Consider the following 14,399-nt stretch of genomic DNA (forward strand, 5'->3'; position numbering starts at 1 on the left):
AATGATTGCCTACGCCTTCTTGCAGCACCGTCGCCTCGCACATGCGGGACGGAAAAAAAAGAATCAATGGGCCTCCGCCTCAACCAACCATGCCCGCCGTACGCCACGCCATCGTCGATCTCATTCTTCGGCCGCCATCGCAGCGAGGCCCGCACTGCAGAAGACGAATCCGTGAAAAACCACAGCACAAACCAAATCTGCCAAAGTAGTGCTAGGGCGCCGTGCACCATTTTAGTGACTAGCAGCATCCGACTGCGTGCCTTGTCCCGAGAGCGGAAAGAGGTTTCTCATGTCTAAAGCAAAGCGACTTGAAATGATCAACCCGCCACCGCCGTAGAGCTCGACTGGCCGCCATACGAGGGACTTTTCATGTTTGACAAGAAGCGCCGCCAATTTCTGCAGAGACGTTCGGGAGATAGTCTGAAATCGAGGGTCCGTCTAGGTGTACAACGGCGGAATTTTGTCGCGGCATCCGCGGCGCCCATCTTGATCGCTGGTCGCGCGTCTTGATGCGAAACGAGCCGTTCCGATCTGGCGCTTATGACCGTCTGCCTAACAATCACTAGCCAGCAGACCATCATCGCCACTTTGGAACGGGAGCAGGCAATCAAGACGCGACAGGTGCTTTGACTTCAATTCAGCCTCCCCGGCCGGTAGACTCCCACTCGGGCCCGCACTGCTTCCAAATCACGGCGAAATGCCGTTCTGGTAGATGCGATCCGCTCTGCAGGCGATGACCTTCCCGGTCAGCTTCTTCCGCTGCTTTGAGGCTGGCCGTTTCGGGCTTAGCGGCGCGTGGCAGGGACAGCGTCCGCTCCAGCGCAACCGAATGACGCCGAGTCGCGCCCGCACTGCCTACAATCCAAGGCTGATCTCCAAGTCGCCGCCACCTACCAATCAGGTGCCGAGTCACGTGCCCGCTAACTTCAACCACAGGGATGAACAGTGCACGTATTCACCGGCGCACAGCCGCCCGGCGAGATATTTCCCGATCAGCATGTCGGCTTCATGCCTCATCAACGGGTCGCGCTTGTCCGTCGATAGGTCGGTCCGAATCCCGGCGGTGACGGCTGTTGCGACCGGTTAGAAGGTGGTGGTTGCATTGGCTTGTCCGGACTAGGTGCCGAGGGCGAACCGCGAGCCTGGATCGGACGAGGCGAACGTGATCGTTGCCATTGGTCCGAAGTCCGGCAGGACGGGGCAGGGTCGCACAAGTAACGCGTCGACTGTCGGCTTTCAGACCAAGCCCGACAACTGACCCTAGAGCCCCGCTCCGAACTGCCTGCAGAACCTCCAATTCTCGACTCGGCACGGCCTTTGCTCGGTCTGGGCAGCATCACCGAATGCTCCAGATGCGGTGATGTTTAGGGGCGGGCTCGGCGCCGCGTCGCCGCTAGCGTCTGGCCCGCCCCGCCGGTTTGCTGTGGAGGCGAGGTGAATCAGATGTTCAAGTGGTGGCGATCGGATTCGCTCACGCTCGTCGCCGCCATATCGGACGAGGATACCAACGAACCGTGTAAGTAGCACAGCATCAGCGTCTCCCTGAGCGGGAAAGGAGACCGCCTGTCCACGAGTTCTTCGTTCGAGACAAGTTAGGAGCGGAAAGTGCACCCGCAGCTCGGGAGCAGCAGGCGGCAATATCGAGCCGCAAGACGTTGGAGCAAAGATGCACACTGGAATGGGAGTGTCGTACAACGTTGAAAAGGGCTGGGGCTTCATCCGGCCTGATGACGGCAACGGCAAAGATTTGTTCGTGCACATATCGGGCCTTTGCGACTGCGAAGGGGCTGATCTGGTGCCGGGCACGCGTGACATTCGATCTTCGCTTTTGTCATCGAGCGGGAAGCGTCGGCTGAGCATGCCGGCAAGCAGAAGGTGCTGATCGGCGAGGAGGTGTCGGAGCGTCTGGATGGGGAGCCGGCGAAGTTCCGTGTCATCGTCAGACACCGTCCCAAGTATGCCTTCGGCATCCCGCTGAACAATCGACTAAGGCGGGGATACGGAACTCGTCGCGGGAGCGACCAAGTGGAGGTGGGTGCACCATTCGAAGCCATAGTTGGTTACATGACGAAGCTCTCGGGGATTCTAAGTAAACGGGAACGTTGTCACTGGTGCTCGCTGGCAGTCTGATTCTCGAAACAACCTACGCTTAAGGAGCTTGAATTGTAGAGGAAGCGCCCTCCGCCCTCCCCCGGGGCTGATAAGCGGTCATCGCCCCTTGAATAACCTTTAGGTTCCTGTCGAAGCTGAAACACGCTCGATCAACTCCAGAGCGCGGCCCACGTCTTGGGGCCGACAATTCCGTCAGCCTTCAACGGATTACCACCGAAATCAAAGTGGGATGCTTGGAATGCCTTCACCGCAGTCTCAGGGTCACCGGTCCGAAGATGCCGTCGTCTGTTCCAGGATGAAGATAGTGTCGCTCAATCAACGCCCTTTGCGCGTTCTTTACTGCTTCACCTTTCGAGCCTGGCTTAATGAGTCGCCCGTTCTTTAATCGCGGGCACGGTATCAAGTGGCCGTTCCGTCATGGAGATTGCCAAGCTCCGAGGGGAGACGACGAGCTCCTGAGGATGGTCCGCCTCGTCACCCTGAAACTTAACAGGCCCAAAACGAGATGAGAGACGCCGGCGTGGCCGCACGCGAGGCGCGCGCAATCGCTCGGCGTTTCAGTCTCCACGTTTGTAGGAGCGCGACCATGCGCTGCGGCGGCAGATCGGGGAATTCTTGCGCTACCCGCTCTCGGCAATGCGCTCCTTGCGCACGGCCGTCCCGCGATCGTTCGTCCCGAGAACGGTGCCGAGTACAACGCGAAAGCTACCCGCGTCTTCCTTGTGTCGCTCAATATCGCCATCTCCCGCTCGAAGAAAGGCCGTCACTGGAGAATGGGTGCCGGGAGAGTTTCTACGACAAATTCAAGATCGACCTCGGCGATTCCGGTCCGCTTCTCTTCCCTCGGCGAGTTTGTCGCTGACATCTACAGACAGATTCACTACGACAACGATGATCGCATCCGACAGCGGAGCGGCTAGTCGTGCTCGTGGGCATGCTGGGGGCTAAAACTCGGCGTCTTACGAAACGGCTGCGGCACGTTCGTCTAAGTCACCGACAATCCGCAGTCAGTCAGATCGACCACGACGTCGCTCGCAGAGATGACACCTCTCCGATGAGTAATCGCTAGCACAGTTACATCCTCAGCCAGGGTGCGTATATGGTCCATAATGTCCCGCTCAGTACGTTCGTCGAGTGCGGAGCTCGCCTCGTCGAGAAGAAGGATCGCCGGCTGGCCATAGAGCGCGCGGGCAATAGCAACGCGCTGCCGCTCCCCGCCGGAAAGCTTCAAGCCGCGTTCTCCAACGGTCGTTTCAAATCCTTCTGGTAGCGCCTCGATCAACGGCAGAATAGCGGCTTCTTTCGAGGCACCGCGAAGGCGTGCCTCGTCGCGGGGCCGTCCTAACAAAATGTTGTCAGCTAGCGACTCATTGAGCAACATCACGTCCTGCGGTACGAGAGCAACTGCGGCATACCAATCCGCGCGATCGACGCTTGCTATATCGGTTCCATCGACGAGAATTCGGCCGTAGTCGGGCTCAATCGATTTCAGGGCAAGCTTAAAGATCGTGGACTTCCCCGATCCGGTTTTACCCACAAGAAAGGTAATCCCGCCGCGCCCGGCCTTAAACGAGACGTTGGTAACGCCGCGTCCGTTGTCGTAGGCATAACCAACGCTCTCGAAAGAGAGCTGGCCAGCGGAGGGCTTGAAATCGTGAGCATGAGATGCTTGCCGCTCTTCTGGTGCGGCCCACAGTCTACCTAAAGGGATGAGGTCGGCTCGCAACCGCGCCACGTCAGAGATCGCCCTCGCGACCGTCTCAAAGGGCATATTGAGCTGAAGCAGAAGCGTATTGAATAGCACCATACCGCCGATCGTGACCGCGCCGGCGTGATATTCAGGTATAAGAAGGAGAAGTGTGACCGCAAATTGTAGCGCGACGGCGAGGCCGAGCACGGCGATGTAAACCAGTCGGTGCAACACGTAGGCTCGCCAGTTATCACGCACCTCCCGCGCCCTTATCATAAAGCGTTCGTTCATCCAGGAGTGACTGCCGAAATGGCGCAACGCGTCCATCGCGTTCATGACGTTGCCGACGAACCGAGCATTCTCCTGTCCGGCTTCGACCGCCGCATCCAGGAACGCGCGTGCCTGACGCGTGGAACTCAAGCTCAACCCAATCGCGATTGCTCCATAAACGGCGACGATTGCAGCGATCTGGATGCAGCAGGGATGAAGACGACAATCCCAAGCTGGACCAACGTCGTCAATGCGCTGCGCCCGCGAGCGGCCGCACTCTGTATCTCCGCCGGATTGCACTCAAGAAAAAAGGCTGCGGTTTTCCTTAAGATGCGATCGAAGAAGCGAGTTGCAGCAATGAAGCCCAGGTTCTCGGCTGCCATTAAGGAGAGATACTGCAGCATGCGCTGCAATGCAGAGGCTACGCCGATCAAAACTGCATATCCTGCGAAACCCCAAGCAACCGCCGACATGTCTTCGCTGCGCGGAAGACCATCAATGAGACACGAAAATACATAGGGGCCTGCGAGGCTGCTGGCGCTGGAGATCAGCACCACCGCCGCAACGATGAGAAGCAAGCGCCGATCGGATCGCCAGTACGCATGCAGAATTTCGGAAGCCGGCGACAATACGCTGTCGTTGACCTGATCTGCGGCGGATCCAGAAAATGGGGCTTTGCTTGCACTTAGAGAGCTGACATGGCCTTGCGATCTGAATTCCATACGATCTCACGTAAAGTTGCGGCTGTGCGGTTTGCTGCCGTTCACCATTACTAGACACCAACCCAATTCTGTCCAGCACGGTCTTTCAACTGCCGACATTGGTGGGTTGTCGCCCGCCTTCTACATGAGAGACTTTCTATTGTGACTCGGCACGTTGCCGCGCCACTCTTGCTTTTACTGAAACCTCGACTTGAGACGACGAGAAGCCCGATCACCCGGAGATTGACATGAAGAGCGCAACTGCAGACACGCCTAAGCGGCCATCGCGGCCCGATACAACTGACCTCCCCTTACCGGTGCTGCCACCTCCCACAATTGAGGGAGAGAAGGCTCCTTTCCCTAACGACAGCGCTAACCAGGGCTACCTTTAAGATCATTCGTCACTCGGTTACCGCCGCTCACACGAGAGGCGGTAACGTTTAAGTCGAGGAACAAATGCTCAAGGCCACTCTGAAAATAGCCGATTTGGAAAACTTCGATCCTTTTGCCAAAGGCAGTTCGATAGAGTTTGGTGAAAGCTACATCTGGCCATTCCAACATAAGAGCCTTGAGAGCTCGTTAGTGACGAACTCTGAGCAATGGTTCTTCGTCATACGCGAGCGTCAAGGGGTGGCGGACGGGACTGGCGTCCATTCGGTCCCCATAGCCCATGCGTCCACGGATCAGTTTCGTCAGCACTACCAAGACTGCATGCACTGGCCGCTCGATTTTATCGTGATCGAGGCCGCTCGCCGGGGTCCCCGGTTGCGTGTATGAGCAGGTCATATAGGCAGCCTCCCAATTTACTTCCACGTGGAGGAACGCACTCGTACGGTTACGCTTTCCTGGGATTTCGTGGATCTTTTGGATAAATCGCGAGCGATTGATGCAGAAATTATAGCCCATCATCTATCTATGAGAACGTTCTACTCTGCGCGACAGGCCTGCGTTGGCGTTAACCTGCTGACTGCTGGCGCCACCTTGTACGTCGACAGATCGGAGACGTCATTTGAGTACGGCGCGACAACTTCATCAGCCCCTGAGCTCAATGGACGAGAGAAGAGCAATCATGCCCTTGAGTTTTCTGATACTCTTCAGGCGGTTGTTCGTTCACGGCCGACGGCCTTCTGCGCAAGCGCTGTGGAGCTGAGCGGAGGAATGGACTCCGCTTCCGTCGCAATTGCTGTTAGCAAGAGCGTAGCATCGCTGGCATGTGGCGGGATACTATTGGGCGACGGGAGTAGCCCCAAGCAGATTGACCGCCGAGCGAGCATTTTGAGCGCACTGAATTGCCGCGATCACGAAGTTGAAATGCACGCCCACATGCCTACGATTGATCTAGATCTTGACCTGAAAGGACGCTTGCCACTCATTTCAGAGTATTACCTCGAGGCGTTCGGGTCACTCTGGGATCGGTTTCGCGGTGATGGCTGCGAAATAATCTGGAGCGGCATAGGAGGAGACGAGCTTTGCGCTCGCTTCAGCAACGACGAGGAGGAACCCAAATCTCCGTCTTCACCCCACCTGGATATCGCGCTTGGACTTGCAGAAGACCTGTTGACGAAACGCGGGCTCGACGCCGCTCATTCATCCTTCCTTTTTAGCGCCCCCATCAGCGCCACTCTATCCACAACTCTGCTGGCAAGTCTTTGTCATGCTCGCCCACTCGCGACGCGAGGACTTTGGCCCATCCGCCCATTCGGCGATCCGAGATTGATTAATTTTGGAGCTAAGCTTCCGTTTGCACTTCGCTCGGGCAAGGAACTTCTCCGTTCTTATTTGCGTGAGCGCTTGGGCTCTGACGTATTTCCACGCGGTTACGCAAAGGAGACTTTCGCGCTTGTGCTGCCAAGGGCGATTGCGGCTCGTGCGGACATAATTTCATCACAGCTTGCTTCTTGCGCCTTAGCCGACTTCGGCCTGGTTTCGCAGGAGGCTGTCATGGCGCTTTTGAACAGGGTGATAACAACACACGAACTTTCCGCAACGAGCACCTTGGTTCGTTTTTTATGGGCGGAACGTTTCGTTCGGCAACTCTGTTGATTTCGCCATTATCAGCCATGGGACTTCCGCAAAGTACCGTTCATTGCAGCTACCGCTTAAGACCATTTTTCAAGGACAGCTATGTTGATCTCGGGGACCAGACCGGGCGGCGTCTTTCGCGAAATCTACGAGGTGAAGTCGAGTTGCGCGCGCACGGCGCTCTACAAGGCGATCGGGCAAGTCGCGATTCACGACGATACTCGGAATGGCGATTGCAAGCGCCTCCTTGTTCTGCCGAATGGCGAAGCCAACCCTGCAGATGCGGCAATGTGGCACGTGCTCTCACCCGTGCGGAGGTCTCCCGTGAATCGCGGCGGAACGCGGCTACCCGCGGCGGCGGGTTGGATTATCGGGCCACAACTGCACAATGGCAACAGACCGATCTGCCCGCCGGCCCAAGCCGCCTAAGCTTGCGCCCAACGCAGCCTTGCGCACTTATGTGGCGGAGAGACTTTCCGGCAGTGTTGTAGCCTCGAGCGGAGCTTGTATTGCTGGTCCCACCGTTCGGTGGAACGGCCGCCGGCATGGCCAGCGAAAGGATCGACGATGGGCCAAGGCATGGAAGTCTGAGCAGATTGCCCGACGCTTGTCGATCGACTTCCCGGACGAGGGCGGATTCAAACGGTCGTCGCAGCGCCCAATTTTTCACTCATGATATAATTCGTCAAGCGCTTCTGTCGGCGTTTTCCAGCCCAGTGTCTTCCTCGGTCGGGCATTCAGGACCCCTGCTACAGCGGATATCTCGTCGGCGCTGTGGATGCTCAGGTCTGTGCCTTTCGGGAAGTACTGCTGCAGCAAGCCGTTGGTGTTCTCGTTAGTGCCGTGTTGCCAAGGGCTTTGAGGATCGCAGAAGTAGACTTGGATACCCGCATCGATCTTGAGGCGGTCGTGCTGAGCCATTTCCGCTCCTTTGATCCCAAGTCAGCGTGCGACGTAGCTCTTCGGGCAAAGTGATGATGGTGCGCGAGATCGCGTCACGCACGGCTTCCACTCCGTGTCCCGCGAGTGCAGGTCCGTTCTTCTTACGTGGAACTTCGCCATGCCCGCCAGCCGGGGAAGGTGCAGTAGCATTGTGAAGCGCGTCGTGCGCTCGACCAACGTGCCGATCGCCGAGCTGCCAAGACCGAGAATGAGGTCTCCCTCCCAATGTCCCGGCACTGCTCGATCGGCCGCTTCAGCGGGGCGCTCACTGATCATGATCGCCGGCGAGACGAAGTTCTTGCCTCGCCTGCGTGCGCGCGCCCTGGGCACGCGCAACACGCGCCCGGTTCGCAAGCAGGCCGTCAGCTCGCTGCGTAGTACACCGCGGCCCTGTACGAAGAGAGACCTGATAAATGGCTTCGTGGCTGATGCGCATCGTCTTGTCGTCCGGGAAGTCGATCGGCAAGCGTCGGGCAATCTGCTCAGGGCTCCATGCTTTGGCCTATCGTCGATCCTTTCGCCGGCCATGCCGGCGGCCGTTCCACCGAACGGCGGGGCCCGGAATATAGGCTCCGCTCGGGGCTACAACGCCGCCGGCAAGTCTCTCCGCCGCATAAGTGCGTGTGTGTTTCGCGGGATCGTGAGCAAGGTTTTCGGAGCCTAGCACTGCTTCGGCCGACAACTCAACCGGCTTAGGGATGGGCCTCGTCGTTAACGAGGAAGCCCGATGCCTACCCAGAGATTGTCGATGCGCCGGATCAAGGAAGTTCTTCGGCTAAAACATAAGGCCTGCCGGCGCAGGCCATCGCGCGCACCCTAGACATCAGGAGCTGCGCCGGCGCAATGTGACCCGCCGCTTGCTCTGCGAGGAGTACCGCGCAGGCAATCCCGACGGTTTCGGATACACCTGGTTCTGCACGACCCTACGAGGCCTGGAAGGGACGGGCCCGGCCGTCAACGCGGCAGCCCCATCTGGGTGGCGAGCAGGTGTTCGTCGATTTCGCCGGCGACACCATCGACGTCATCGACTCCTTGACCGCGGAAGTGCAGCCGATGAAGCTGTTGGTGGCAGCGATGGGCGCTTCGAACTATACCTACGCCGAGGCCTGCGCGAGCGAGGGATTGGCCGACTGGATCCGGGCGCACGTCACCTGTTCGCCTTTCTCGGCGGGGCCCCGACGTTCGTGGTCTGCGACAACCTCAAGGCCGGTGATGAGTGAAAATCACCAGCGTGCCTTCGGCACGACTTGCGCATCTCAGCCTTCAGAAAAGCTACTGACTTGAAATGCCGAGTGGCGGCGTTATGCGGCAGGAAACGCTGCCGACAGGCTGACATCCTGATCCTCCTGAAATAGTTCATGCGCTCAGCGGCGGTCGTCATCGCACGATGCTCGTCGCCATTGATCGCGAATCGGTCCAGAGCGTCGCGCCGGCGAACGTCACGCCCGCCGAGGCGGATAGTCTCGTTCTGCAGCACGAACACGTTGCTGGCGGCCGCGGCGGCCTTAGCCTCCCGAGGGTACGGTCGATGTCCGCACCGTAGGCGAGGTCGCCAGCAACCACCATGACGTCGAAGGCCGGACGGTCTGCCGGTGCCTGGAGGTCAGCCGCGGGTGAGCTCGACATGAATGTCGGACATGGTCCAGAGCCGCACGGTCGAGAGGCCCGGCTGACGCCATCGCCTCGAATAAAGTCGTCGATGGCCGGCGCGAAAACGACCTCGTTCGAGACGCAGCGAGGGCATCGTGCTGCGTCGGATGGTAGGTGAACTCGCCTTGCTGGTCCTAGGCGCTACAGCGAAATCTGGCCATCTTAGCGCTCCTGCTGCGGCGAGGGCGGCGGCACCTCGGTCAAAGTGTCGGCGTCGCGGTCGTAAGCGCGTAGTAAACGCTGGCCTGGCCTCGCCAGCGGCGCAGCCGGCGGACGTTGTCGAAGCGCTGCCCCAAGCGGGGCGGCACTGGATCGCCGGCCGCGTGCTCTGCGCAGCGGGTTTCGAGCCACCCTTTGTTGGCATGCAGCCGGCCTTCCGCGCCGCAAATCTCGCAGGTGCAGGCGGAGCGGGCGACGGCCAGGTCAACTGCATGGCCGATCGCGGACTCGGTGGACTTCGAGGCTTCGGTGTCCCAGTCGACGAGCAGGATGCCCATCTTCTGCTTGATGCGGACGAATTCGAAGGTCTCGCCGTCGCGGAGCGCGACTTCGATCCTGCGACAGAGCCGGACCAGGATATCCTGCCACCCTCGATCGCAGTGCGGGTAGCCGAACGAGCGGCTAGGCTCCTAGGCCGTCGTGAGGAACAGACGCGGGTGCCACAGCATGAGGTCGCGGCGCCAATCCATGTCATTACTCCCCCATCTCATTACTCCCGACCTCCAGGCTGGAGGGGCGATATCGACAAGAACATCGTTCGCGCGATCGTACCGCCTGCAGGTGACCTTATGACCGACGACGCGCTGCACAATGCAGATGTCCTCCAGCCCCGGACACCTCTCGACGGCCGTGCCCTGGGCATGAGTCTCGCAGCGGATGCCATCCCCCTCCGAGCTCGATCTCGATGGTGAGGTCCGCAGCAGGTGAGCGCGCGCGGAGAATCGCGGTGCACATGGCGCAGATGGGCGCGGGCCGCGCCGATACGCCGGTGGAGGGGGCGCCGCTCGATCGAGTTCGACCCGCGTGACCTCCGGATACTCGAGCCCATCACGGAGGCGGCCGCCAGCTACTAACTCGAGCTCTCGGCTCTGGAATAACATCGGCCTGCCCGCACTTCGTGCTCCCGGTGCCGCTGTCCCGATGGTCGCACCATACTCCACGATGTAGAACACCGCAGCGGGAACGTTGGCACCGAGACATCTCACCAATTTGCTCGATCGCCTCAACGAGGAGATCAGGCGGCGCACCTATGTCGTGCGAATCCTCCCCAATGCCGAGAGCTGTTTAAGGCTGGTACGGGCGCTGACCGTCGAGCGCCATGAGGCCTGGCTCGAGGACCATCGCGCGCTACGCCGGCGGCCTGACGATGCTCAGGCCCACCAAGGGGATGCACGCCCCCCTCTCCGCCGCCGTCGCTCGCTAGGGCTACGCTTTTGCGCAAGCGAGCGACGGCGGCTCCGAGGGGATGGCTCGGCCGGATCCCATGATCGATTTTGCTGAACTTGACGCACAGAACTGCCGATCCGGGCCGTCGTCGTGGTGCGGCTGCCGCTGATCGTAAGCGAGCCGAACGCCTTTCGTCTGCGGCCTGAACGTCTTTATTGTCTCCACGGCAAGCGGCCCCGTGGGCCGCTTTTCGTTTTGTGAATGGGCGCGCAGTCTCGTCAGCTTTCAGTAAGCTAGTCCCAATAATTGGTTGTTGGGTTTAGCGGGGGTGGCACGGACATTGCTGTGGTTTCCAGAGCAGTGGGGTGGAGTGTCACCTTCCGCTAAACTCACCAGCAGTGCGGATGCGGCAGGTGCTTCAACTCAGCCCCCCTGGTCGGCCGGCACCGTGTCGCGCCCACTGCTTCTAAATCACGGGCCATTCCCGGTTCTGTAAGTTACGCTCGTTCTGCGAGCGATGACCTCCCGGTCAGCTTCTGCCGCTGCTTTGAGGCTGGCCGTGTGGGGGTTAGCGGCGCGTGGCAGGGACAGCGCTTCCCCTGTGTATGCGTGGGGGTTACTTGAGCGCCGAGTCACGTGACCGCTAACTATCGGCAGTGCGGGCGGGGCAGGGACAGCGTCCGCTCCGGCGCAACCGAACGGCGCCGAGTCTCACCCGCACTGCCTGCGATCTGAGGCTGATCCCCGAGCCCCGCGAGGCTGCAACCCCGGTTCTGGTAGTTGTGCCACGGCTTTTTGCGATGAATGTATCCCACCGCCAGCTTCTTCCGCTGTTTGAGGCTGGCGCGTGGTAGGGAGAGCGCTTTTTCTCCAAGCGGGCGCCGAGCCACGTGGCCGCTAACGTTCCCGCTGTTTAGGTCGCGGCTACCACCTTGAGCGGCCTGTCGACCCGGGACCGGTATGATCCTTTAGGCCATCGATCACCTTGAGCGCCACTTCGAGTTCATCTCGAAGATGCTTCGTAATCCGCAGTCCGCTCGCAAGCTCCTCGCGGCTGATTTCCGCGCCGTGGGCGACTTTTTGTTCTAAGTCGCGTATAGCGTGGTCGATCTTTTGCAGCGAGAACGTGCCAAGCATCATCCGGCTCCGTCCACGATTAAGGGTCGGTCATCCGGCCGCGCGGGTAGGACCCACAACGTAAAAATGCGTCCATTACATGGTTGAGTAAAGCGGGTGGCGTTGGGGGAAAATCTTTTCCCATCTCGCGTCTGAGCGCCTCGAATTCGGCTAAGGTCGAAAGAGGGCACTCCGCCACCGCGTACATTTTTGTGCAGATAACTTCAACCCGGAATCGCCGAGCGGCCAGCTGCTCTTCAGTTCGCTGTGGCCCCTAGGTGTCTTCTGCCGGGGTATGGCTTGGCCTACGGGCGTAGTCCGTGAATGCTTGGATTGCCGCTACCACATCGGTCCTAGGCACGGCGGTTACTCCTATGAGCGGAGCCAGCTCGAACAGTTGCGGGCCGAGCGCTTCAATATGACATGCACGCGGGGCGCGGCAACCCACCGGTACTGGTAGGTGCTCTCCAGTTCTTCTCCACCATACAATGGTAGCACCTTGGGGAATTTGAACCTCTCGGGCGGAAAGGTGGCCAGCCCCGGTCTTCGAGGACGGGCTGGCTACCATCGCTTGCGACACCGTTTGGGCGACCCCGCACCCGGACTCGTCGCCCTAAGCCGGTTCCAGCATCTTGATCTCGCTGACATCAACTTCGCGTCGGCGTGCCACGCATCGGGGGCTGCCTGCAAACGAAGCTAGATGGCCGGGCCGTTGCCGACCGGCTTTCCAATCCGGGCGGCTTCGGACTGACCGGCTTCTTCTCCGCGAGGATGTCGTGCAGATGCTGCCTGGAATCCCAGCGCTTCTGCAATCTCGGCCTTAGACTTCCTGATGTACTGTAGAATTTCATCAAGGACGGCGCCCGGATGAGACGGGCAGCGGTTAGGATCGCGCTTAGCCTTCTGCTCTGCCATTGATGCTCTCCAGCATGTCGGAGCCCTCATGGCTTATTCGGTATTCTGCGTTCAGTGGTACTGTTCAAAGTCAACCTTGAATGCATCGCCTTAGCGACTGGCAACGACGGGTCTGTTGCCTTGGTCCTCTCCCTTCTCTGGCTTGCCGATCTCCAAGGCCGCCTCGATCAACTTGACGGCAGTCGGGAAGAGCGGGACTGTGTGCTCCGCTTTCTTGTTCTTCGTCCGTACAGCGGGAATGATCCGAGTGGGGCTTTTCCCCGTGTAGGCCGTGAAGCTCGGAACGCATCATGCTCGCGACTTCGCCCCGGCGCTGGGCTGTCAGCAATACGGACTTTCAGCGCCAAGCGCGTTCCATCCGTGATGCCCGCTTCCTCATCGTTCAGGATCGCAAAGAAGGCTTCAGTTCGTCGAGTGTTAGAACGCGGACCTTCTCGACTTCCTTGCCGCCAACGTTCTTCATGCCGTGCAGGAAATTCTCAGTCAAATCTCGCGGTCGTTCGCATACCCCGCAAATGGTGGGGATATCCGCTTAAGCAATCCCGATGAGCAAGTGCTACCAAATGAGATAGGTTCGACATGTTGCCGGTTGTGGTACTTTCCGAAGCTCTTGGTCGGATCTAGACCACGCAGCGAGCTGCGATCCTGTTCAGACGGAGAGACGTTGAATGACCGCGAGAAGTCCCGAATACGAGAAACGCGAACGGAAGACCCATCCAGAGCCCGAACGGGCCGCCCAGGCTTCAGCCTCTGAAGCGGGAGGCACCACGCACGATGTTGGAGAATCAGCGAGGGCTGCATCAAGCCGTTCATTTGCGTCTCCGGAATGGAAAAAATCCCTCGAAGAGACAACAGACCTGTTCGCTGCGGCGTTGAAGGACGGGTCAAAGCTGGCTGCTTCCTCTCTGCACGCTCAGGTCAATCTTCTGAAGAATCTTGCCAATTCCAAAACTCCCTCGGACGTGATGAAGTGCCATCTGGATTTCGCGGAGCAGTTCTGGTCGAAATCGTTCAGCAAAGGCTGAGAGATAAGATCATTTAGAGCGGGCCGTCATCTGCGGCAAGCTGAGCAATTCGCCAAGCGTGAAATAGGGTCGATGGCGCTCTATTACCTCCGAGGTGAACGGACCTTTGGCAAGCCTGACAATCACCCCAGTCCAGCTTCGCTACATGCTCGACTACCCATGCGAATGCTCCTCCTCGTGAGGCTCAGTGATTCTGAGATGGAGATGGTCGAGCTCGTGATTGCGTAGTTTTCGAGCCTCAATCGCGCACGGCGTGTTGGAGAACGGGTGCGCGTCCGAAGGAAGACGATCGATTAAAAGGCCCGCTTGCCTGCTGTTCAATACGCCAGCGAAATTTCTGTGTGCTTAGCAGGTCGGATGAATGCCGCCATCGCGTACAGGCCGTGCGTGCAAGAGAATGCGCTGGGCCGTGATGGGCAGCACGTTGTCGGGGCAATTTGGCGACGCGAGCGTGAGCCTGCAGTCCGAAGTTCGGCGGGACCAACTGGGACGGACAGTGCCCCGGTCGGCCATCAGTTTTCAGACCAAAGCGAACACCTTGACCCTGTAGCCCGCCACGAAGCGCCTGCA

9 protein-coding genes and 6 pseudogenes are annotated in these 14,399 nt (G+C 59.4%); 9 read left to right on the plus strand and 6 right to left on the minus strand.

The annotated features are described in order from the left end of the window. The 3 genes and pseudogenes from I6F36_RS37670 to I6F36_RS37680 all read left to right on the plus strand — a co-directional run. Nucleotides 1-175 (plus strand): annotated as a pseudogene (locus tag I6F36_RS37670) (IS701 family transposase); the annotation flags it as partial. A gap of 1,503 nt (nucleotides 176-1,678) precedes the next feature. Further along, nucleotides 1,679-1,882, plus strand: a complete 204-nt coding sequence (locus tag I6F36_RS37675; RefSeq protein ID WP_225143784.1) for a cold-shock protein — start codon at nucleotides 1,679-1,681, stop codon at nucleotides 1,880-1,882. After that, nucleotides 1,879-1,962: pseudogene (locus tag I6F36_RS37680) on the plus strand (IS66 family transposase zinc-finger binding domain-containing protein); the annotation flags it as partial. The gene I6F36_RS37675 and the pseudogene I6F36_RS37680, both read left to right, overlap by 4 nt. A gap of 1,135 nt (nucleotides 1,963-3,097) precedes the next feature. Here the strand turns inward: I6F36_RS37680 and I6F36_RS37685 are convergent. Beyond that, a complete protein-coding gene (locus tag I6F36_RS37685) occupies nucleotides 3,098-4,222 on the minus strand; it encodes an ABC transporter ATP-binding protein (protein WP_225143768.1) in 1,125 nt (374 codons plus the stop codon). Nucleotides 4,223-4,224: 2 nt separating this feature from the next. Continuing rightward, nucleotides 4,225-4,794 (minus strand): hypothetical protein, encoded by a 570-nt coding sequence (locus tag I6F36_RS37690; protein WP_225143771.1) that lies wholly within the window; start codon nucleotides 4,792-4,794, stop codon nucleotides 4,225-4,227. Between the two features lie 435 nt (nucleotides 4,795-5,229). On the opposite strand from I6F36_RS37690, the gene I6F36_RS37695 reads away from it, so the two are divergent. The 3 genes and pseudogenes from I6F36_RS37695 to I6F36_RS37705 form a co-directional block, all read left to right on the plus strand. Next, nucleotides 5,230-5,550 (plus strand): hypothetical protein, encoded by a 321-nt coding sequence (locus I6F36_RS37695; RefSeq protein ID WP_225143773.1) that lies wholly within the window; start codon nucleotides 5,230-5,232, stop codon nucleotides 5,548-5,550. 78 nt (nucleotides 5,551-5,628) lie between these two features. Beyond that, a complete protein-coding gene (locus tag I6F36_RS37700; RefSeq protein ID WP_225143775.1) occupies nucleotides 5,629-6,816 on the plus strand; it encodes an asparagine synthase-related protein in 1,188 nt (395 codons plus the stop codon). A 266-nt stretch (nucleotides 6,817-7,082) separates the two neighbouring features. Next, a pseudogene (locus tag I6F36_RS37705) lies at nucleotides 7,083-7,426 on the plus strand (IS30 family transposase); the annotation flags it as partial. Between the two features lie 35 nt (nucleotides 7,427-7,461). Here the strand turns inward: I6F36_RS37705 and I6F36_RS37710 are convergent. Further along, nucleotides 7,462-8,230 (minus strand): annotated as a pseudogene (locus I6F36_RS37710) (IS30 family transposase); the annotation flags it as partial. A 234-nt stretch (nucleotides 8,231-8,464) separates the two neighbouring features. Between I6F36_RS37710 and I6F36_RS37715 the strand changes: the two are divergent. Continuing rightward, a pseudogene (locus I6F36_RS37715) lies at nucleotides 8,465-8,945 on the plus strand (hypothetical protein); the annotation flags it as partial. Between the two features lie 642 nt (nucleotides 8,946-9,587). Here the strand turns inward: I6F36_RS37715 and I6F36_RS37720 are convergent. After that, a complete protein-coding gene (locus I6F36_RS37720) occupies nucleotides 9,588-9,884 on the minus strand; it encodes a hypothetical protein (RefSeq protein WP_225143777.1) in 297 nt (98 codons plus the stop codon). Between the two features lie 700 nt (nucleotides 9,885-10,584). On the opposite strand from I6F36_RS37720, the pseudogene I6F36_RS37725 reads away from it, so the two are divergent. Further along, nucleotides 10,585-10,737: pseudogene (locus tag I6F36_RS37725) on the plus strand (transposase); the annotation flags it as partial. 960 nt (nucleotides 10,738-11,697) lie between these two features. Here I6F36_RS37725 and I6F36_RS37730 read toward each other — a convergent pair. Further along, on the minus strand, nucleotides 11,698-11,910 hold the full coding sequence (locus I6F36_RS37730) for a hypothetical protein (protein ID WP_225173217.1): 213 nt from the start codon (nucleotides 11,908-11,910) through the stop codon (nucleotides 11,698-11,700). A 675-nt stretch (nucleotides 11,911-12,585) separates the two neighbouring features. Continuing rightward, entirely contained in the window at nucleotides 12,586-12,804 is a 219-nt protein-coding gene (locus tag I6F36_RS37735; protein WP_225143781.1) for an addiction module antidote protein, HigA family, read from the minus strand. 668 nt (nucleotides 12,805-13,472) lie between these two features. Between I6F36_RS37735 and I6F36_RS37740 the strand changes: the two genes are divergently transcribed. After that, nucleotides 13,473-13,829 (plus strand): hypothetical protein, encoded by a 357-nt coding sequence (locus I6F36_RS37740; RefSeq protein WP_225143783.1) that lies wholly within the window; start codon nucleotides 13,473-13,475, stop codon nucleotides 13,827-13,829. Nucleotides 13,830-14,399: the final 570 nt, after the last annotated feature.

It is taken from the genome of Bradyrhizobium sp. BRP19, from assembly GCF_020194195.1.
In the GTDB taxonomy this organism is placed as follows: Bacteria; Pseudomonadota; Alphaproteobacteria; order Rhizobiales; family Xanthobacteraceae; genus Bradyrhizobium; species Bradyrhizobium yuanmingense.

Excerpts from the sequence above, each read along its gene's own strand:
- I6F36_RS37675 (WP_225143784.1), top strand. The coding sequence starts at position 1,679 with ATGGGAGTGTCGTACAACGTTGAAAAGGGCTGGGGCTTCATCCGGCCT.
- I6F36_RS37690 (WP_225143771.1), bottom strand. The coding sequence starts at position 4,794 with ATGGAATTCAGATCGCAAGGCCATGTCAGCTCTCTAAGTGCAAGCAAA.
- I6F36_RS37695 (WP_225143773.1), top strand. The coding sequence starts at position 5,230 with ATGCTCAAGGCCACTCTGAAAATAGCCGATTTGGAAAACTTCGATCCT.
- I6F36_RS37720 (WP_225143777.1), bottom strand. The coding sequence starts at position 9,884 with ATGGGCATCCTGCTCGTCGACTGGGACACCGAAGCCTCGAAGTCCACC.
- I6F36_RS37730 (WP_225173217.1), bottom strand. The coding sequence starts at position 11,910 with ATGCTTGGCACGTTCTCGCTGCAAAAGATCGACCACGCTATACGCGAC.
- I6F36_RS37735 (WP_225143781.1), bottom strand. The coding sequence starts at position 12,804 with ATGGCAGAGCAGAAGGCTAAGCGCGATCCTAACCGCTGCCCGTCTCAT.
- I6F36_RS37740 (WP_225143783.1), top strand. The coding sequence starts at position 13,473 with ATGACCGCGAGAAGTCCCGAATACGAGAAACGCGAACGGAAGACCCAT.